Source organism: Candidatus Nitrosopumilus sp. bin_6a (assembly GCF_054095695.1).
Map to the genome: position 1 here is coordinate 63,001 of NZ_JBSWSR010000004.1, position 18,508 is coordinate 81,508.

General features: G+C 34.5%; 25 protein-coding genes. 16 read left to right on the forward strand and 9 right to left on the reverse strand.

Features of this window, described 5'->3' with window-relative positions:
• Positions 1-123 precede the first annotated feature (123 nt).
• Positions 124-276 carry a hypothetical protein gene (locus ACW9XA_RS05315; RefSeq protein ID WP_457763340.1) on the forward strand — a complete coding sequence of 51 codons (153 nt, stop codon included), beginning with the start codon at positions 124-126 and terminating at the stop codon, positions 274-276.
• Positions 277-514: 238 nt separating this feature from the next.
• Here the strand turns inward: ACW9XA_RS05315 and ilvD are convergent, their stop codons facing one another.
• A complete protein-coding gene (gene ilvD, locus ACW9XA_RS05320) occupies positions 515-2,188 on the reverse strand; it encodes a dihydroxy-acid dehydratase (RefSeq protein ID WP_457763341.1) in 1,674 nt (557 codons plus the stop codon).
• A 98-nt stretch (positions 2,189-2,286) separates the two neighbouring features.
• On the opposite strand from ilvD, the gene ACW9XA_RS05325 reads away from it, so the two are divergent.
• On the forward strand, positions 2,287-2,487 hold the full coding sequence (locus tag ACW9XA_RS05325) for a hypothetical protein (RefSeq protein ID WP_300324968.1): 201 nt from the start codon (positions 2,287-2,289) through the stop codon (positions 2,485-2,487).
• A gap of 2 nt (positions 2,488-2,489) precedes the next feature.
• On the opposite strand, the gene ACW9XA_RS05330 is transcribed toward ACW9XA_RS05325, so the two are convergent.
• Entirely contained in the window at positions 2,490-3,086 is a 597-nt protein-coding gene (locus tag ACW9XA_RS05330; protein WP_300324966.1) for a protein-disulfide isomerase, read from the reverse strand.
• A gap of 367 nt (positions 3,087-3,453) precedes the next feature.
• On the opposite strand from ACW9XA_RS05330, the gene ACW9XA_RS05335 reads away from it, so the two are divergent.
• Positions 3,454-3,858 (forward strand): HIT domain-containing protein, encoded by a 405-nt coding sequence (locus ACW9XA_RS05335; protein WP_457763342.1) that lies wholly within the window; start codon positions 3,454-3,456, stop codon positions 3,856-3,858.
• Here ACW9XA_RS05335 and prf1 read toward each other — a convergent pair.
• From prf1 to ACW9XA_RS05350, 3 genes are all read right to left on the reverse strand, one after another.
• Positions 3,851-5,131 (reverse strand): peptide chain release factor aRF-1, encoded by a 1,281-nt coding sequence (prf1, locus tag ACW9XA_RS05340; protein ID WP_457763343.1) that lies wholly within the window; start codon positions 5,129-5,131, stop codon positions 3,851-3,853. The two genes, ACW9XA_RS05335 and prf1, sit on opposite strands and share 8 nt — an antisense overlap.
• Positions 5,132-5,180: 49 nt before the next feature.
• A complete protein-coding gene (locus ACW9XA_RS05345; protein WP_457763344.1) occupies positions 5,181-5,825 on the reverse strand; it encodes a DsbA family protein in 645 nt (214 codons plus the stop codon).
• Positions 5,826-5,943: 118 nt separating this feature from the next.
• Positions 5,944-6,135: a hypothetical protein gene (locus ACW9XA_RS05350; protein WP_457763345.1), complete on the reverse strand. Its 192-nt coding sequence runs from the start codon at positions 6,133-6,135 to the stop codon at positions 5,944-5,946.
• Between the two features lie 133 nt (positions 6,136-6,268).
• On the opposite strand from ACW9XA_RS05350, the gene ACW9XA_RS05355 reads away from it, so the two are divergent.
• Complete coding sequence (locus ACW9XA_RS05355; RefSeq protein ID WP_457763346.1) at positions 6,269-6,484, forward strand: CbtB domain-containing protein; 216 nt, start codon at positions 6,269-6,271, stop codon at positions 6,482-6,484.
• 16 nt (positions 6,485-6,500) lie between these two features.
• Here ACW9XA_RS05355 and ACW9XA_RS05360 read toward each other — a convergent pair whose 3' ends face one another.
• Positions 6,501-7,130 carry a DUF4443 domain-containing protein gene (locus ACW9XA_RS05360; protein ID WP_457763347.1) on the reverse strand — a complete coding sequence of 210 codons (630 nt, stop codon included), beginning with the start codon at positions 7,128-7,130 and terminating at the stop codon, positions 6,501-6,503.
• Positions 7,131-7,209: 79 nt separating this feature from the next.
• Here ACW9XA_RS05360 and ACW9XA_RS05365 point away from each other — a divergent pair, with 79 nt between their 5' ends.
• The 7 genes from ACW9XA_RS05365 to phnE all read left to right on the forward strand — a co-directional run bounded on the left by ACW9XA_RS05365 (position 7,210) and on the right by phnE (position 11,743).
• Positions 7,210-7,425, forward strand: coding sequence for a CbtB domain-containing protein (locus ACW9XA_RS05365; RefSeq protein WP_457763348.1), 216 nt, complete (start codon positions 7,210-7,212; stop codon positions 7,423-7,425).
• A 12-nt stretch (positions 7,426-7,437) separates the two neighbouring features.
• Positions 7,438-8,166, forward strand: coding sequence for a CbtA family protein (locus tag ACW9XA_RS05370; protein ID WP_457763349.1), 729 nt, complete (start codon positions 7,438-7,440; stop codon positions 8,164-8,166).
• 71 nt (positions 8,167-8,237) lie between these two features.
• Entirely contained in the window at positions 8,238-8,567 is a 330-nt protein-coding gene (locus tag ACW9XA_RS05375; protein WP_026090124.1) for an ArsR/SmtB family transcription factor, read from the forward strand.
• Between the two features lie 9 nt (positions 8,568-8,576).
• The gene (locus ACW9XA_RS05380) at positions 8,577-8,924 is read left to right on the forward strand and encodes a helix-turn-helix domain-containing protein (protein WP_300324935.1); all 348 of its coding nucleotides are present in this window, start codon (positions 8,577-8,579) and stop codon (positions 8,922-8,924) included.
• A 107-nt stretch (positions 8,925-9,031) separates the two neighbouring features.
• Positions 9,032-10,126, forward strand: coding sequence for a phosphate/phosphite/phosphonate ABC transporter substrate-binding protein (locus tag ACW9XA_RS05385; protein ID WP_457763350.1), 1,095 nt, complete (start codon positions 9,032-9,034; stop codon positions 10,124-10,126).
• A gap of 17 nt (positions 10,127-10,143) precedes the next feature.
• Positions 10,144-10,974 carry a phosphonate ABC transporter ATP-binding protein gene (locus ACW9XA_RS05390; RefSeq protein ID WP_457763351.1) on the forward strand — a complete coding sequence of 277 codons (831 nt, stop codon included), beginning with the start codon at positions 10,144-10,146 and terminating at the stop codon, positions 10,972-10,974.
• A complete protein-coding gene (phnE, locus tag ACW9XA_RS05395; RefSeq protein ID WP_457763352.1) occupies positions 10,958-11,743 on the forward strand; it encodes a phosphonate ABC transporter, permease protein PhnE in 786 nt (261 codons plus the stop codon). Before ACW9XA_RS05390 ends, phnE begins: the two co-directional genes overlap by 17 nt.
• A 14-nt stretch (positions 11,744-11,757) precedes the next feature.
• On the opposite strand, the gene ACW9XA_RS05400 is transcribed toward phnE, so the two are convergent.
• Genes ACW9XA_RS05400 through ACW9XA_RS05410 form a run of 3 tightly spaced genes read right to left on the reverse strand, consistent with a single transcriptional unit; the run spans position 11,758 to position 13,259 of the window.
• On the reverse strand, positions 11,758-12,783 hold the full coding sequence (locus tag ACW9XA_RS05400; RefSeq protein WP_457763353.1) for a DUF1297 domain-containing protein: 1,026 nt from the start codon (positions 12,781-12,783) through the stop codon (positions 11,758-11,760).
• Positions 12,784-12,806: 23 nt separating this feature from the next.
• Positions 12,807-13,016 carry a hypothetical protein gene (locus ACW9XA_RS05405; protein ID WP_457763354.1) on the reverse strand — a complete coding sequence of 70 codons (210 nt, stop codon included), beginning with the start codon at positions 13,014-13,016 and terminating at the stop codon, positions 12,807-12,809.
• Between the two features lie 48 nt (positions 13,017-13,064).
• The gene (locus ACW9XA_RS05410) at positions 13,065-13,259 is read right to left on the reverse strand and encodes a hypothetical protein (RefSeq protein WP_457763355.1); all 195 of its coding nucleotides are present in this window, start codon (positions 13,257-13,259) and stop codon (positions 13,065-13,067) included.
• A gap of 112 nt (positions 13,260-13,371) precedes the next feature.
• Between ACW9XA_RS05410 and aspS the strand changes: the two genes are divergently transcribed.
• The 5 genes from aspS to ACW9XA_RS05435 all read left to right on the forward strand — a co-directional run bounded on the left by aspS (position 13,372) and on the right by ACW9XA_RS05435 (position 18,488).
• Positions 13,372-14,682, forward strand: a complete 1,311-nt coding sequence (gene aspS, locus ACW9XA_RS05415; RefSeq protein ID WP_457763356.1) for an aspartate--tRNA(Asn) ligase — start codon at positions 13,372-13,374, stop codon at positions 14,680-14,682.
• Between the two features lie 428 nt (positions 14,683-15,110).
• On the forward strand, positions 15,111-15,380 hold the full coding sequence (locus ACW9XA_RS05420) for an Asp-tRNA(Asn)/Glu-tRNA(Gln) amidotransferase subunit GatC (RefSeq protein WP_457763357.1): 270 nt from the start codon (positions 15,111-15,113) through the stop codon (positions 15,378-15,380).
• Positions 15,377-16,822 (forward strand): Asp-tRNA(Asn)/Glu-tRNA(Gln) amidotransferase subunit GatA, encoded by a 1,446-nt coding sequence (gatA, locus tag ACW9XA_RS05425; protein WP_457763358.1) that lies wholly within the window; start codon positions 15,377-15,379, stop codon positions 16,820-16,822. The genes ACW9XA_RS05420 and gatA overlap by 4 nt, the downstream gene beginning before the upstream one ends.
• Positions 16,819-18,225 (forward strand): Asp-tRNA(Asn)/Glu-tRNA(Gln) amidotransferase subunit GatB, encoded by a 1,407-nt coding sequence (gene gatB / locus ACW9XA_RS05430; RefSeq protein ID WP_457763359.1) that lies wholly within the window; start codon positions 16,819-16,821, stop codon positions 18,223-18,225. Before gatA ends, gatB begins: the two co-directional genes overlap by 4 nt.
• Positions 18,225-18,488: a hypothetical protein gene (locus tag ACW9XA_RS05435; protein ID WP_457763360.1), complete on the forward strand. Its 264-nt coding sequence runs from the start codon at positions 18,225-18,227 to the stop codon at positions 18,486-18,488. The genes gatB and ACW9XA_RS05435 overlap by 1 nt, the downstream gene beginning before the upstream one ends.
• Positions 18,489-18,508: the final 20 nt, after the last annotated feature.

An 18,508-nucleotide genomic window follows, 5' to 3' on the forward strand; every position in this document is an offset into this window, starting at 1 on the left:
AAGAAGAGCCAAAAAAAGAAGAAGCTCCTCCAAAATCTGACAAATAGATATCACCTTTCCCTTCTTTTCTAGGGTGATTATGTGACAAGAAATAGAAATAATTTAGATTCAAATCCTAGATGATTGAAACCTGTTGGAATTGAAACTACAATGGTATACATGAACTATAGAGAAATAATTGATATGACTAAGAAATTACCTCATGGACATAACATTGGTGGTGGCAATAGACAGAAAAAAGACGTCAAGAGTTTAAAAAAAAATAAATTTAATTAGAATTGGCGATTTTTGTTAGAATATTTTTTCATTTTTGCAATAGTGTTTTGATGATGCTTTTTGTCCTGACTAATCCTCAAAAACTGATCACTGGAATTAAAGTATGATCAATAGAAACGTTAGAGAAGACCTGTAGTAGACAACAGTAATTTCATAAGCAAAAGTTATTTTTTCTTTCTGTTATCTCTGATGTTTATTGTAGATCGTGATCTATAAAGCTTGTGGATAAATTGTTCATCTATGGGTTTGCAGATGTGATTGCCCCATGTGCTGCCGAGCCTACAAGTGTTGCATATTTTGCAAGTGCCCCTGACGTGTAATTGGGCTTTGGTTTTTTCCATTCGAGTCTCCTTTTTGCCAATTCTTCTTCTGAAACATGAAGATCAATTATAGTAGTTTCTGTGTCTATTGTAATCTCATCGCCATCTTTTACTAGTGCAATTGGACCTCCAACATATGCTTCAGGTGCTACGTGGCCTACCATGAATCCTCTGGTTCCTCCTGAAAATCTTCCATCCGTTACCATTGCTACTTTTTTGCCTAGCCCTTGTCCTACAAGTGCCGCTGTTGTTGCAAGCATTTCTCTCATTCCTGGTCCTCCTTTGGGACCTTCATATCTGATGACCACTACCTCTCCTTCTTCCACATCTCCTTTGGCTACTGCATCAAATGCATATTCTTCCCTGTCGTACACTTTGGCTTTGCCTGTAAATTTTGTCATCTCTACACCTGCTGTTTTAATGACTGCTCCTTCTGGTGCAAGAGTTCCTTTGAGAACTACAGCTGTTCCTACTGAATGCAGTGGATTCTCAATTGGTCTAATGATTGATTGTTCTGGTTCTGGAATTGTCATGGCATCAAGATTCTGTTGAATGGTTTTACCTGTAACTGTAATACAATTTCCGTTTAGTAATCCTTTGGCAGCTAATTTTTTCAGAACAAATGGAATTCCCCCAATTTTGTCAAGACTATTCATGACATAACTGCCACCAGGTTTCATATCTGCAATATGTGGTGTCTTTTTTCTAATTCTCTCAAAATCATCATAAGTCAATTTTACTCCAGCTTCATTTGCCATTGATAACAGATGCAAAATTCCATTTGTTGATCCTCCTACTGCATTTAACATTACAATTGAATTTTCAAATGCTTCATACGTCATAATGTCTCTTGGCTTGATGTTTAATTCTAGTAGTTTTGCACATGCTGCACCTGTATCATATACCATTTTGTTTCTGCGTTGATCTTCTGCTGGGGGACTGGCACTTCCTGGTAATGCCAAACCAATAGCTTCGGAAATTGATGCCATTGTATTTGCAGTAAACATTCCTCCACATGATCCTGAGCTAGGACACGCGGTGTTTTCAATATTTTTTAACATCTCTAGGGAAATTTGTCCTGCATCATATGCTCCTACTGCCTCATACACATCAACTACTGTGAGCTCCTTACCGTCAAGAATTCCTGGCATAATCGTTCCCCCATATACGAAGACCGAAGGTAAATTCAATCTGGCCATTGCCATCATTGTGCCTGGCAAACTTTTATCACAACCTGCAATTCCTACAATTCCATCATATTGGTGGGCTCTCACCATTAGTTCGATAGAATCTGCAATTACTTCGCGGGAGATTAAAGATGATTTCATTCCTTCATGTCCCATAGCAATTCCATCACTTACTGCTATTGTTGAAAACATTCTTGGAGTTGCCCCATTTTCTGCAACTCCTCTTTTTGCCTCTTCTGCCAATTTTGGCAATAAAATGTTACATGGAGTTGCCTCATTACCTGTATGACAAACTCCGATGAATGGTTTACTAAGATCATTATCATCTAGACCCATGGCTTTGTACATTGCTCTGTGTGGAGAACGTGCTGTTCCATCTACGACATTTTTGCTAGATATTTCCATGACATGTTGATTTTTGATTGGTATAATTTAGACTTTATTGAAATTTTCTAATTGAAAACTTTCATTGAGTTTAAATTGTAACTGTTTTGGATTATTTCATGGAACAAAAAGCCCTTGAATGTCCAATATGCAAGAGCAATAAAGCCGAAATTGCCGGTGATAATGTTAAACTTAGTGGACGCTTTGAAGACAAGGAATTCCTTACAACTGAACTGACAGTTTTACGATGCAGCATGTGTGGATATTATATGATGTTTGACAAAAGTGCATCATCATTTACCACAAAAGATGAATCTTGATCTTATTTGATCAATTCTTGATTGTCTAGTTGTAACAAGTAGGCCTCAATTTCTTCAGGTGTTTCAGCACCAAACACAATCAACACTCTATCATCTTCTTGAATTTCATAATCTCTAATGTCTGATACTTGTTCTCTATTAATGAAGAACTTTAGTGTATAATCTTCATTTGTACAGAATTGCTTTCCGTCTGGAAATACATAACATTGATCATCAAGACCTATTGCAAGTGTTTCAAAGAGATATCCTAGAGTGACTCCCGTTGCATGCTTGTGAATTGTAGTTCCATCTCTTCCTTCAAAATGAATCCAAGATGATTTTATTTGAAAAGCTGGACCGTCAAAATCAAATGTATCGCCAAAAATTTTCACCAATATTGCTGCATGTGAATGCTCACTTCCCAAGGCTCCTGCATTTTCTGGTCCTCCTGGTGCTGTCTCAGTCATGTTCAAAAACATATAGCCTGCATACCCTACAATTACTGCAATTACGGATAAAACACCGATGGCAATTAATGTCTGCTTCTTTTTCTCAGCTGAGTGCTTTGTAGCATAGTTTTCACGTTTTACTTCACGCTCTCGTCTCTCTTTTCGGCCCATTAGATAATTTCACATCAAAATGTACCCTAATTAACCATTCGTCATCAACCATATCTTAATCTGATTTTTAAAAAGACCATTTCTGTTTTTGATAAATTGTTCTGAATAGTTAATGTTGATCGAGACTGTTTTTGACCAGACTCTTTGTAATGTTATCAAATCTAATGACAATGTGAATTGCAAAGAGGGCTTTATTCATGATTTTGTGTGGTTTGAGATATTATCCTCAAAAAGATGCATGCATTGTGGAAAAGAAGAAAATTAAATCTTTAGGATTTACTTTCTATAATTAATGAAATCATGGCTAGATAAAATATGATCAGAGTCAATTAGAAACAATAAATAAAATTAGAACTGGTTTTATTCTATGGGCTGTATTTTTTGTGATATTTTAGATGGCAAGAGAGATGGGCATTTTTTGTATGAAGACGAACACCATGTTGCATTTTTAGACAAATATCCGATTGATGTAGGGCATAGTTTGGTTATTCCAAGAAAACACCATGAAAGAATTACCGACATGACTTCTGATGCTGTTGGAAATATGTTCTCACTTGTGCCAAGAATTGCCAAAGCCATTTTGGATGCTGCTGGAGCAGATGCATTTAGTTTGGCACAAAATAATGGCAGAGCTGCAAAACAAATCATCCCCCATGTCCACATACACATTATTCCTAGATACAATAGCAAAGGAACCGTTTGGACTAAACGACAAATATCTAGTGATCATGAACTCTCAGAACTAGCAGAAAAAATTCGTAGTCTTATTTAGCATGTCCTGGATTGTATCTTAGAATTGCTCCTACTTTTCCTAAACTTGCAAGCATGTTTCCATGCTCTGCACTGCCTGAAATAACTTCAAGTTGAGTACCTGTTTTAGATGCCAATATTTCAAGATAGTCTACAATATCTTGTTCATTAACTTCTACTTCCATTGATTTGCAACCTGGACATGGGTTGTTGACAAATTCTGTTTTTTTTGGAATTACTAGAGGTCTTTCAAGGATTTCTTCTTGAAGGTGTTTGCATCTTTTACATTTTCCTTCAACTCTGTGGAGATTTGTGTTGTCTGTAATTAGCAAAGTCTGAACAACATTGTTTTTCAAAAATTCTATTACTTCTTGCAATCCGTATGATCCTTTGCCTGTGTTGGAATTAATTTCTCTGAATAAATCCTCTACTAATTTTTTCTCTTCTACCATTCTGAAATCCCCTAGAATGTCTGCTGATTTTGCAAAAGCTTCCCTTATTCCTTCTGCCCCTGAATATGATGAATCGATTGTACTGATAATGTTGTTTTGTAATCTGTATTCTAGATAATTTCCGTTAATGAAATCTTCTTTTGTAGGTCCCGGACCTGAAATAATTAATCCTTTGACTGGATAAATGTCAATGAAATATTCACGTGTAGTCTGTGCAACTCTATTATAGAAATAACTCAACTCCATCTCTCTTAATTTCTGAAATCTCTTTGCAGACTGTCCTCCCTGTCTATGTTTTCCTGCAACCCCTGATCCCGTTTGAGATAACACTTCTATTTTATCTCCATGTAGTAATCCCCACCCTGCATCTTTTGCATCTATTGCTAGAAATCCTATGAGATTATCGTCCTTTAACATGTCTTTTAGAATGTCTACATGAAAATGATCATCACATCGATACAGATACTGATTCAAATCTTTTGGTGGATCAATTTCCCAAACTTTGACTACTTCACTTCCTAGAGGCCCTCCTTCTTCTGGGGGTAATGCACCACAAAACATCACCAGTCCTCTATCCGGAGTTTTTTTGTATAACTTCAATCTTTGAATGACTTTGCCTAATGAATCAACCACATGTGATCTTGTCAAGTCTGATTTTATGTTGTCTGCAGTTCCTTGCTCTTGTTGAAGAGAGCTGATAATTTCATGTAATTGTTTTCCTTTTGGAATGTATACTGTGATTAATTCAGTACCTCTGCCTGATTTTTGAGATAACTCTTCTAGTGTTTTTCGAATTTTATAGATTTTCACTGAATCTTGTTTTTCGATGTTAATTTTGGGCATTGAAATTACTCTTTAATTTGCGAATATATCTTTTTGATATTTTTTAAAATCATAATTCATCAAATGTTCTAAGAAATACTTCTAATGGTTGATTTCCTCTAATTTTGATAACTTTTTCACCATTGAAGACTAGAAATGATGGTGTAGCATCAATTCCTATCTCTTTTCCAAAATCATGAAGTAAAATTACTTTTTCTTGATATTTTCGTTCATCAAGACATTTGTTAAATTCATTCAAATTCAAATTTACTGTAATTGCAAATGTATCGAGTGATTCTCTAGTAATCCAGCCTGTCCTTTCTCCTGCCCAATTTGTGTATAGTTCATTGTGATACTGCCAATATTTTTTTTGATCTTGTGCACAATATGTGGCCTCTGCAGCCAAAAATGAATCAGGACCGTTTAGAGGAAAATCTTTGAACACTAATTTGACTTTTCCAGATTTGATAAAATCTTCATCTATTATGTCTAAAGTATTTTGATGAAATTTGTAACAAAATGTACATTGATAATCTCCCCACTCCAATATCGTGATGGGTGCGTTTGAATTTCCCATTATTGGAGACCCACCTTCAATTAATTTTGTTATTGTAATTTGATTTGAATATGATTCAGATTCTGGATAATATGCCATGAACATTCCTGTGAACACTCCAATCAATACAGGAATTGTCAACAAGTACAATTTTTCCATGCAGTTACAATCTTTATTTCAAGTAAATATCTTCGCTAATTTTTATGTCTTAATTTTTTAAATAGGATTTTGTAAAACCATCCTAATTTCTGTCCTCTTTTCTTCTCTTTCTTTTCCTTCAAAAAACGCTTTGTATAATTCTAAAATTTCTAATTGTTTCATCTTCTGTTTTTTCAGAAATTTTTGTCATTGTTTGCATTATTGATTTGTATCCGTTTGCACCATACAGATCAATTAATTTGCCTTGTATGATGTCTGAAATTTTATTTTTGTATCCACTACTCTCTTTCCTTATTCCTAAATGATCCATTTTATGAATTTTCTAGGAGAAAAGATATCGAAAACAGCAATCTGTAAGATCACATAATAACAGATTTTCATGACTATTTGATATTTTTTTCAGCACCCAAGAGTTTTAATATAAACAGAGAATCATGTTTCTTATGTCTGAATTAAGGCAAATAACTGTCTCAAAAACAGGTGTTTCAAAACTAGCAATTCTTGCATTAGCAATAGTATTTGCAGCAGCATTATTTGTTGTTGGGTTTGACCAAGGACACATCTTTAGTCTAGTATATGGTGAACAAGCATTTACTGACCTTTACATTCATGAATTGACTCATGATATGAGACACGCAGCAGGCTTTCCTTGCCATTAGCTTAACATTTCTTATTTTAATTATTTATTGTCCATATTGCAGTATTGATTGCTGAAATTTCTGCCACAAATTTATCATCAGACGATGTGATGATTATGACATCTCCGTTATTTGGATTTACTTTGTCTATCAAATCCCTCTTTGCTTCAGTTTCATTATCAAAACATTTCATTTTATCTCCTATGAAGAAAAATTCATTTTTATCATGATTCAGAGTTAATGAATCTGATGCACCGTAAAGAATTGCATAATCTCTTTGTTGCATTCCGTTTCCTAAATTTGAAGCAAATTCCTTTTTGATTCTAATAACGTAATTGAATTTCCCTTTAGTAATATCGCATTTCTTTAGAAATCCTTGTGCCGGAATTGCATCATAAAATTTCTCTGCAACTTTTTGTCCTTTTTTAGTAAGGAAAGTACCTGATTTTATTGTCTCTACTAATCCTTCTTCTTTCATATGTCCAATTAGTGTTTTTACTGCACCTTCTCCTAATTGAATTTCTTTACAAAAATTTGAACGACTAACATATTTTTGATTTGACAAATGGAAAATTGATTTTAAAATATGAGGAATACTAAATGATAATGTCTTACTAGATCCTTTTCTTTTTACAACTTTTTGTAAGATTTTGATTGTTTGTTTCATGTTTCAGAATACATTATTTATTATATAAATTGGATAATTTATCCAACAAGTTATATAATTATGAACAATTTGAAATTCATTGAATAGTTCAGTGTTAACAACAAAATCTAAATCAACAATTCCTGCTTTTGGAATTCTTGCATTAGCAATAGTATTTGCAGCAGGATTATTTGTTGTTGGGTTTGACCAAGGACACATCTTTAGTCTAGTATATGGTGAACAAGCATTTACTGACCTTTACATTCATGAATTGACTCATGATATGAGACACGCAGCAGGCTTTCCTTGCCATTAGATGTGATTAATTTTGAAAACGGTTCTATTTTTAACAATTGTTTTAATTTCAGGTGCTCTTGCTGGACTTGTTCATGGAGCTGTAAATTTTGCAATTGTGGAACCCTATCTTGATCAAGCTATTGGAATTGAAAATCAAAATCTCTTTGCATCTGGCGAAGAAGAAGACACTCCTGAATTTTGGGTAGAATATGAAGGATATAGAGTATGGCAAAAAAGTGGCCAGATTCTTGCAGGGGTAATTTTAGGGGTTTCTGTAGGGTCTCTTTTTGGAATTGTATTTGCATTATCTAAGAATTCCCTTCCTGGAAATCATTATGTGAAAAAATCTCTATTACTTGCAGGAATTATGTGGGCAACTTTATACTTGATACCTTTTCTCAAATATCCTGCAAATCCTCCAACTGTAGGCGATGCTGAAACTGTTGTACTGAGGGCAATTTTGTATTTGTCTTTTATTGCAATATCTGGCATAGGTGCCGTTGCTTTTTACAAGTTATCTAAGAGATTTGAAAAGAATAAAAAAATTATTTCTCTAGTCGGTTATGGTATTTTCATATCTGCAGTTTTCTTTGCAATGCCAGAAAACCCTGATGAAATTAATGCTCCTATGAGTTTTGTAAATGAATTTAGATTGATGTCTGTACTCGGTGTCTCTTCATTCTGGATATCCGTTGGAATAATTTTGGGATTGTTTTGGAATAGATTCGAATCTCATAAAGAAACAACTCCTTACACTTGATTGTTCCAACTCTCTAGAATGAGAATGACTGCAACTCGTTTAAATAGATCAATAATATTTCAAATGTTTACATGTCTCGAAAATTAACTTTGCCCCAATTAAAAAAATATGATATTACTCAAAAAGTAATAGAAGCTCTAGCTGATTCTGAATCACGTGCAATCTTGTTTTCAATAATAAAGAAGGGAAATACTGCTGCCGAATTATCAGACAAACTGAAAATTCCTCTTAGCTCTGTATACAAAAAATTGACTGATCTTGAGGAATTAACATTAATTGAAGTTGAAAAATGGATGCTGTCTGATAAAGGCAGAAAATACAAGGTATATCGAAGCAGAATAAGTAAAGCCGATATCTCTATACGAAAGCCAGAACCTGTTCTTACTTTAATTCCAAACTGAGTGACAAGATTGCAAAAACCTACCATAATCCAATTATCAGAGTTTGATATTACGCAGAAAATTATCGAGTCCTTAAGCAATGTCTGTACAAGGTCTGTGCTATTTTCGGTAAAAAACCAATCAAAAGATGCCACTCAAATTGCTGATGAATTAAAAATTTCACTTTCTACTGTATACAAAACATTATCTACATTAGAAGAACTTGCCTTGGCAGAAGTTGACAAATTCATCATATCCCCAGAGGGTAAAAAAATAAAGTTGTACCGGAGCAGAATTGGAAAAGTTGAAATCACTTTGGATGATTTGGAGCCTAGTTTGAATTTGTATTCTAATACTACGAATCCAAAATCTTCTTGATTGTCTATCTTAAGACTCGGCTTATTCTCATTCTATAGATTTGGAATGATTGTTTGGAATGATGCTTTGCTTTAAATAATTTAGCTTGTCCTAATTTTTTGTTAATCATGAAACGACAAATTACATTGACATTGATTGCTGCTTTTGCAGCATTTGGTGTATTGTCTGTACCATTAACTCAATCTGCACAAGCAGAAAATTTGGTTCCTGAATGGATTAAAACAAATGCTGGCTGGTGGGCAGATGGTACTTTGGATGATGAAACTTTTCTAAACGGAATTACGTTTCTGTTGGAAAATGGCATCATCAATGTTTCATCTGAATCTAACACTGTGGATATTGACACCATGACCATTGGATTCATTCCTGTTGAAAAAGCTGATGAATTGACTCCAAAGGCTCAAGAACTGGAAAAATTCCTAGAATCTGAGCTTGGCATAGATGTTAAAATCGTAGTTCCAACAAATTATGAGACAATCATTGAAGGAATGAGATTCGGTCATATTGATGCAGCCTTTATGGATACTGGCCCTGCATGGATAACTCATCAAAGAACTGGCGCTGAGGCAGTGATGGCAGAACTCGTTGCAGGAAAAGTAAACTATCAGGCCACTGTTTGGGCTCTTGCTGAAAATGATTCAATCAATTCATTGGAAGATACAGTTGGCAAAAAAGTAGCATTTACTAGCATTACTGGTTCATCTGGTTTTGTTAGGCCTATGGGAACTTTAGTTACCGAAGGTTATGTTTCCATCGAAGGAGATGACATAGTAGCTTTAGAGTCTGCATTGGCAAAGAACTTTGAAAGTTACACATTTGCAGGCGGTTACAAAGCTGCATTGGAATTACTCTTAAATGGAAACGTTGATGTTGCATTTGGTTCAGATATTGCTCCGCAAAAATATCTTGAATTAAAAGATCAAGCAAAGTTGAGACCCGTGACAACCATTGGGCCTGTTCCATCACATGTGTTTATGGTAAGCTCTGACATGTCAGATTCTACCAAAAATGCACTTGTTGATGCAATGATCGAACTCAATTATGATGAAAATAATCATATTTTGAAGGATTTGTACGGTGCAGAAGCTCTAGTCCCAACCACAACAACTATGCATATTGGTGAGTTTGGTGACTTTATTGATGCTTTGACAGGACTTGATCAGTTGATTCTTGATAAATCAAATTACGACAAGAGCAAATAAAACCCGGGATTCTCGAAATGAAACAAATTCAGATGACCCAAAACCCTTCTTTTTCATTAATTTCAACTAATAAAATTATCCAAATGAATAATGTGTGGACATCATATGACTCTAAAAATTTTGCATTGGAAGGAATTAATCTCTCAATATCTAGGGGTACAAACTATGCCATTGTTGGACAATCAGGTTCTGGAAAATCCACTCTTCTAAAATTGATGAATGGTATGATGATTCCAAGTAAGGGTACGATTAAAATTGATTATGTTACACCTAACATGAATAATAAAAAATTCAAAAAAATGATGCATACTATGGGTTACATCCCTCAAAGTTTGGGATTGGTAAAAAACATCACTGTGCTTGAAAATATTTTGATTGGTGCATTACCTCGATTGACCAAACTACAATCTTTATTTAAAAAATTTCCCGAATCTGAAATCCAAGAAGCAAAACGAATAATGTCTCTTGTTGGATTGTCTGGAAAAGAAGACAGAAAAGCATACATGTTAAGTGGTGGGGAAAAACGTCGCGTTGCTATTGCCAGAGCTCTCATGCAAAAACCTACTATTTTGTTAGCTGATGAGATTGTCTCAGAATTAGATCATGTCACTGCACGTGAAATAATGAATTTGATTGCTGATGCTCAAAAAAGAATGAATCTTACTGCTATCATGGTTCATCATGATATGCAATTGGCATTAGAATATGCAAATAGAGTTGCAGTAATTAAAGAAGGCAGAAAAATTCTAGAAATTGGTGTTGAAGGTGACACTATTGTTGACTTTCAAACAGGGGATTTGAACACTGAGGAAATTATGGAGATGTATTCAGATGACACCAAAAAATAATATTATAATTGGAATTATCATTGCACTAGTTGTAGTTGCATCATATAATGTGGACGCTAATCCTTTAGAATTTGCTAAAGGGTTACCCAATCTTGCAATTGTTGCAGAAGAGATGCTTCTTGTAGAGCCAAAGTATATTCCGACAGCACTTTGGGCAATGTTTGAAACTATTCAAATGGCGTTCATTGGAACTGTGGTGGGTACTGCAATAGCCTTACCTCTTAGTATGCTGGCAGCACGAAATCTAAACAGCAAGTATGTTTATGCTCCAGTTCGTGCTTTATTGGCAGCAATACGAACATTCCCTTCTATTCTTTGGGCAATTTTGTTTGTAATTATGGTTGGTCTTGGAACTTTTGCAGGTGTTTTGGCAATTGTCATGTATACAGTTGGATTTGTCGCAAAGTTACAGTATGAGGCAATTGAGACCATTGATTCTGATCCAATGGATGCTGTAAACTCCATCGGTGTCTCAAAGTGGCAACTTATACGATATGTAGTCATCCCCGAATCTGCATCTCATTTGTTAAGCCAAATGCTATACATGTTTGATTACAATGTTCGTCAAACTAGCATACTTGGATTAGTTGGTGCTGGCGGAATTGGATTCTACATCATCAATTATATCAAATTCTTTGAATATGGAAAAGCGGCAATCTTCATGTTGGTGGTGCTAGTAACTGTTCTGTTCATAGATTGGGCTAGTGTAAAAATCAGAGACAAATACATCATAAAATCACAACACGGAATGAAAGTGATTACAAAATAAATCTGAACAATGTTTTATGTTGTAATTTTATCTAATTGATTTGATTCTGTAGCCGTTTTTACTTCTCTGGCGATTCTTTTTCCCATACTCATTGTTTCATTAAATAATAATGAGTAATATGGAGAGCCATCCATGTAGATATTTGATCCTGCAACAATTCTTGCTGAAAATTCAAACGATGTGAACTTGGCATTTTCGTCATAAACTCCTTCTATACAAAATGGTCCGTTCATTCCTGGTGCAACCACTCTTTTAGCAGCTTCTACAAAATTTTCTCCCATAGTATAGACTTCATCTAATAACGATTCTCGCAAAACCAAAGGACTGTTTCCTATGACGTTAAAGGATGGAACTTTGTTTGATTTTAGTTGTTGTTCTGCAGGTATTCTTCCCAACCCTTCAATATCTGATTCGTGTCTTTGATCAACTCCAAAGAATTCCAACTCTTCTTTTAATGGAGAATAGAAAAATGTCAAATAAGCTAAAACACCTGCTGCATACTCTTGAATGTATAGTGTTTCTTCTTTAGAAATTATTCCTTCTGAAATCAATTGATTTCTTTTTGTATTGTAGTCTTTTTCATTTGCTGCCATAAAGTACCCTTTTCCTCCTGCAGCTCCCTGCCTTTTTACAATCACCAGTTTTTCAATATCTTTAGGCTCTGTAACGGGTCTTGGCATAGGAAGTTTTGCCTCTCTCATGAGTTTTTCTTTCATTTCTCTGTCTGATTCCCATCTTAGAATCCATTTGTTTCCAAATATGGGGGTCTTGATTGATTCTATTTCTTCAGAACTCATTTGTGCGATTAATGTTCCATGGGGGATTAGAACAGAATTGTTTTCTTCAAGAATTTTCTGGCATTTTTCATCTAGTATTTCTTTGAATGAATCTACTATGACTAATTCATCGATAAATGGAAATCTTTTGTATAATTTTTCACGTTTTTTTTCACACACAAGAATTGTTTTGAGGCCTTCATCCTTTGCTCCTTTTAAAACCTGTAGAGAACAATGAGAGCCTAATGTTGCTATGGATGTCACTGTTTTTGTAAATACTTTGTACTTTATGAACTATGTGCGGAGGTTACATACTGGAATACTTCGTCTATCAGTTCCACACTTAATTCTGATTTAATATTTTCTGGAATGACTTTTAACACAAAATCATACATTGTCGTATTTTTTGGCAATTCATCGCGTTCCTGTAATAATGAAAAAACGGCTATTCCGTTTGAAATAATTGCAACCATCCTTTCTTTGTTTGAAAGTACCATGATTTTCAATAATTGATATAATTTAATATAAATCCGACTTTGCTCTTTCTAAAGGATTGTTTTTCGAATTTCTGGATTTTGTAAGATTTGCACCGATTCTGAATTATCGTTTAGAGTTTCTAGTTCTACTGTAATATTGTGAGCTTCTCCGCCTTCAAGGGCTTCTTGTTGAGATACATGATATCCTACGTATACTCCTACAATGATGAATATTGCAATAACCAGTGCTATGAGGAAATTCATCTTGTTTTGATGTGAATTTTTTACTGGCTATAAGCATTATGAAAATTAATACAATTGTCCATTATTTTGTATAAAAATTAATTACACCATGAAATCAAGAATAATGTAAATTATGATAGAAACTGAGCTTGGAACTTTACGAAGATCTCATTATTCCAATGAAATTACCTCTGCAATGGATGGCACTAAAGTTACTGTGATGGGTTGGATATTGACTGTCCGGGGTCATGGGAACATCAGCTTTGCTACAATTCGTGACAAAAACGGTGATCTTTCTATTGTGGCAAAAAAAGGAGATTGTCCTGATGAAATACGCGAGAAAATTTCTTCATTGAAAGCACATTCTTCGGTTGCAATAACTGGCAACGTCAAGGCATCTGAAAAAGCACCAAGTGGATTTGAGATAATACCCACTGATATGAGAGTTTTCTCAGAAGTTGAAAAAATTCCTCCATTTGAGCCTACTGTAAAAACTGTCAAAAATATTGATACTAGACTTGAGGTGAGACCCATTGATCTTAGACGTGATGTTTTACAACATATTTTCAAAACACGAAGTTTAGTTCTAAAATCAATTAGAGATTATTTTAACAATCAAAATTTTGTTGAAATCAATACTCCAAAAATGATTGCTACTGCTACTGAAGGTGGTGCTGCACTATTTCCAATATTTTACTATAACAAAGAGGCATTCTTGGCACAAAGTCCCCAATTATACAAAGAACAATTAACAATGAGTTTTGAAAAAGTATTTGAAATTGCTCCTATTTTTAGAGCCGAACCATCCAGAACTAATCGTCACTTGGCAGAAGCAATATCGATTGATCTGGAAGAAGCATTTGTAGATTATAATGATGTAATGAATAGAATTGAAGAGATCATCAAAGTTTCAATTCAAACTGTAAATGATTATTCTAAAGAAAATCCTGATTCTGGATTTCCAGAAATCAAAGTTCCCGAATCTATTCCAAGATATTCTTATGATGACCTTGTAGATAAAATGCAAAAGGCAGGTGCAAAAACAGAATGGGGTGATGACTTGTATCCTTCAAATCTAAAAAAAATAGGTCTAGATGGATTTTACTTTATTACTGATTGGCCTCTTGCCCCAAAACCTTTCTATGTAAAAGATAGCAAATCTAATCCCAAAGTTTCTGAATCTTTTGATTTAATGTATGGTGATTTGGAATTGTCTTCTGGAAGTACAAGAATTGAAAAACGTGATGAGTTGGCTGATAGAATGAAAAACAAAGGAATGAAAACTGATGCATTTGAGTATCATCTTGGAGCTTTTGATTATGGTGTTCCACCACACGCTGGTTGTGGAATTGGTCTTGAGCGATTGATAATGGTTTTGACTGGAACTGAAAATATTCGTGATACTACATTCTATCCTAGAGATGTTGATAGATTGACACCATAAATTTTTGAGCTAATTCTAAATTTTATTTATAGGAGGATTTTTTGATTTTGTTCAATACTTTACCAGTCATTTTTTCCAATTATGTCCTGATGTGTGGAGAATTAATATTATAAACAATGATTCCCCAAACACATTCTTTATTGTAGATTGTGCAACATCAACTCTCCTACTATTACAGCATATATCGATCTTGATCAAAGTATAGATCCTGGTGAAGAACTGCGTATTTATTTTGGTACAACAACAACTGGCAATGCTCTTGAAGATGACCTCATCTAATAAAGGAGATAATGAATCACCTATACCTGATGTTTGGAAAGATGTGTTCTGGAGGGAGTTGCCCTGACTCCGACTCATCATATGCCTAAACTATTCCTTTTCTTGGTATTTTGTTAGATTAAATATAATGCATTAATATCTGAAACATCATGGTAACTGAAGAAGAAATAGAACACGTTTCAAAATTAATGAGAATAGATCTTGATGATCATAAAGAGTTTATTGAAAAAGTACATGCTATGATTGATTATTTTGATATTTTAGATTCTGCAGGAGTAGAATCCGAAGAAATTTCAATGCCTGAAATTTCTCTTTCAAATTTAAGAAAAGATGAATACATTCCATTTGATGATAAATTGATTGAAAAACTAAACCATTACAAGGGAACATACGTTCGTGCACCAAAGATGTTTTCATGAATCTAAAAATATCTGCTCTTGATTACATTCAAGAAGTAAAAATTGGAAATATGTCTGCAGAAGATTTTGTTGCAAAAACCTTAGAGCAGATTCATAATGTGGATGATAAACTTCATGCATTTTTGTCTGTAAATGAAAAAGCAGTTGATCAGGCAAGAGATATTGACAAAAAAATAAAGTCGGGCAAAAAAGTTGGAGACTGTTTCGGAATGCCGATTTCAATTAAAGACAATCTGTGTATCAAAGACTCTAAAACTACATGTGCATCAAAAATGCTTGAAAATTTTATTGCGCCATATGATGCTACTGTGATTAGAAAACTAAAACAGCAAGATGCCATATTCATTGGCAAAGTAAACATGGATGAATTTGCAATGGGTCTAACTACAGAGTTTAGTGCATTTGGTCCCAGCAAAAATCCGTGGAATAATGATTGCGTTCCAGGTGGCTCTTCTGGTGGCAGTGCGGTATCTGTTAGCGCATTTGAGTGTGTTGCATCTCTTGGCTCTGACACTGGTGGGTCAGTAAGAAATCCTGCAAGTTTTTGTTCTGCCGTAGGATTCAAACCGACTTATGGGTTGATTAGCAGATTTGGTTTAATTTCATATGCTAACAGTATTGAGCAGATTGGCCCTTTGACTAGAACAGTAAAAGATACTGCCTTTATGCTAAATATGATTTCAGGAATTGATCCTAATGACAACACTACAATTGATAACAACAATGAAGACTATCTATCAGGAATAGATTCTGGCATTGAAGGCAAAAAAATTGGCATCATCAAAGAAATGATTGGTGAGGGAATAGACCCTGCCATATTGTCTGCAACAAAAGATGCAATTTCCAAACTTGAGAGTTTGGGTGCAATATGTGAGGAGATCTCACTTGACATGGTAAAATATTCAGTTGCAGCATATTACACAATAACTGCAACTGAAGCTGGAAGTAATCTTGCAAGATATGACAACATACGATACGGTTATGATTTTCCACTTGAAGGCTATGAGTTTAATTCATACATCTCAAAGGCCAGACGTAATTTTGGTCCTGAGGTAACTAGAAGAATGATAATTGGAGGATTTGTACCCTCTTCAGGACAAGCTGGAAAATATTTCTTAAAGGCATTAAAAGTAAAAAGTAAACTTACTAACGAGATCAATGATGCGTTTAAAAAATTTGACCTTTTGCTTTCCCCTACGGTTCCGGTATTGCCATTCAAGTTGGGTGAAAAAATAGATGATCCTATATCCCTATTTTTAGTAGACATTAACACTGTAACTGCAAATCTTACAGGAAAGCCTGCAATTTCTGTTCCATTTGCAATTTCAAATGGATTGCCAATCGGAATCCAATTGATGGCAAATACCTTACAGGATAAGCAACTACTTCAAGCAGCATATGCATTAGAGCAAACTGTACGTTTGCCGGAGGTTCCACTTTGACCATGATTGGTTTAGAAATTCACTGTCAGCTAACAAATCTAAATAGCAAATTATTTTGCCCATGCAAAGCAAACTATCGTGGATTTGAAATCAACGAAAACATATGTCCTATATGTATTGGATTGCCTGGGAGTATGCCTAGATTAAATCAAGAAGCGGTAAAAAAAGCAACAATTATTGCAATGGCTCTAAATTGCTCAACTCCTGAAAAAATTGCATTCTTTAGAAAAAATTATTTCTATCCTGATTTGCCAAAAAACTTCCAAATTACACAACTCAACATCTATGGGAATACGAGCGTCGGTGGAACTGGCTCGGTAATGGTGGGAGACAAAAAAATCAATATCACTAGAATCCAACTAGAAGAAGACCCTGGGAGGTTAATTTACGAAGGAAGTTCTTCAAAAAACCAGATAACTCTAGTAGATTACAATCGTGCAGGCACACCATTAGTAGAAATTGTAACTGAACCAGATTTTGAAACTCCTAAAGAAGTTCGAGATTTTCTAAATATTTTGTCAGATATTCTTGAAAATCTTGGAGTTGCAGATCCTAGTTTGGAGGGTGCGATGAGAGCAGATGCTAATGTATCTATCAAAGGAGGAAAAAAAGTTGAAATTAAAAACATTGGTTCGTTTCATGATTTAGAAAAAGCAGTGCACTTTGAAATCACTAGGCAAGAAAGTTTGCATTCTCGTGAAATTGAAATCATCCAAGAAACACGTCATTGGGATGACAAAAGAAAGATAACCGTATCATCCCGTTCTAAAGAAGAGGAATTGGATTATCGTTATTTTTTGGAAGGAGATATCCCATGGGTCACAATTGATCCTGCAACTAAAACAAAATTAATTTCTGAAATGCCTGAAAGCATTGTCTCTAAAAAAGAAAGATATGTTTCAAAATACAATATTCCTGCACAGGTAGCTAATGTGTTATCTTCTGACAAGTATTATTCGGATTTATTTGAAGACTCTCACACTGAATCAAATGCAAAAGAGATTGCAAATATCATCACAACTGATTTGATGGGACTAGTAGACACAAGAGAAAAACGAGAAGCATCAAAATTGACATCTCATCATTTAAAAGATCTAGCAGATTCTATACAGTCTGGCAAACTATCTAGAAATTCATCAAAAAATGCATTACATGAGATTCTGAAAACTGGAAAAGATTTGTCAATAATAATCAAAGAACTAGATCTTGGAAATGTTTCTGATGAATCAGAATTGTCTGGAATTATAACACAGGTAATCTCTGAAGAGGCACAAGCTGTTGAGCAAACAAAGTCAAACCCTCAGACAATTAATTATTTGGTGGGCAAAGTTATGCAAAAAACAATGGGAAAGGCAGATCCTACATTAACTTTGAATTTATTAAAAAAACAAATTGGTATCTAATGCCTGAAATATCTCTTGAAAATATAGAATTTATCAAAATTCTGGCTACATCTGATGCTACCATTCTTCAAGCAGGCATGAATGATGCTACTAGGTACAGATTAGATGATGAAATAGGCGCGATTTTAAGAGAATATTATCGTGAAAACACAATGGGGATACAAACCGGGTGGACAGAAAAATTACTTCAATTTGGAATTAATGAAGATGTAGGTAAATCAGCTATTGCATGCGCTAGACGTCTTGGGATAGATATTTCATAAGAAAAAATCTTTTTACTGTG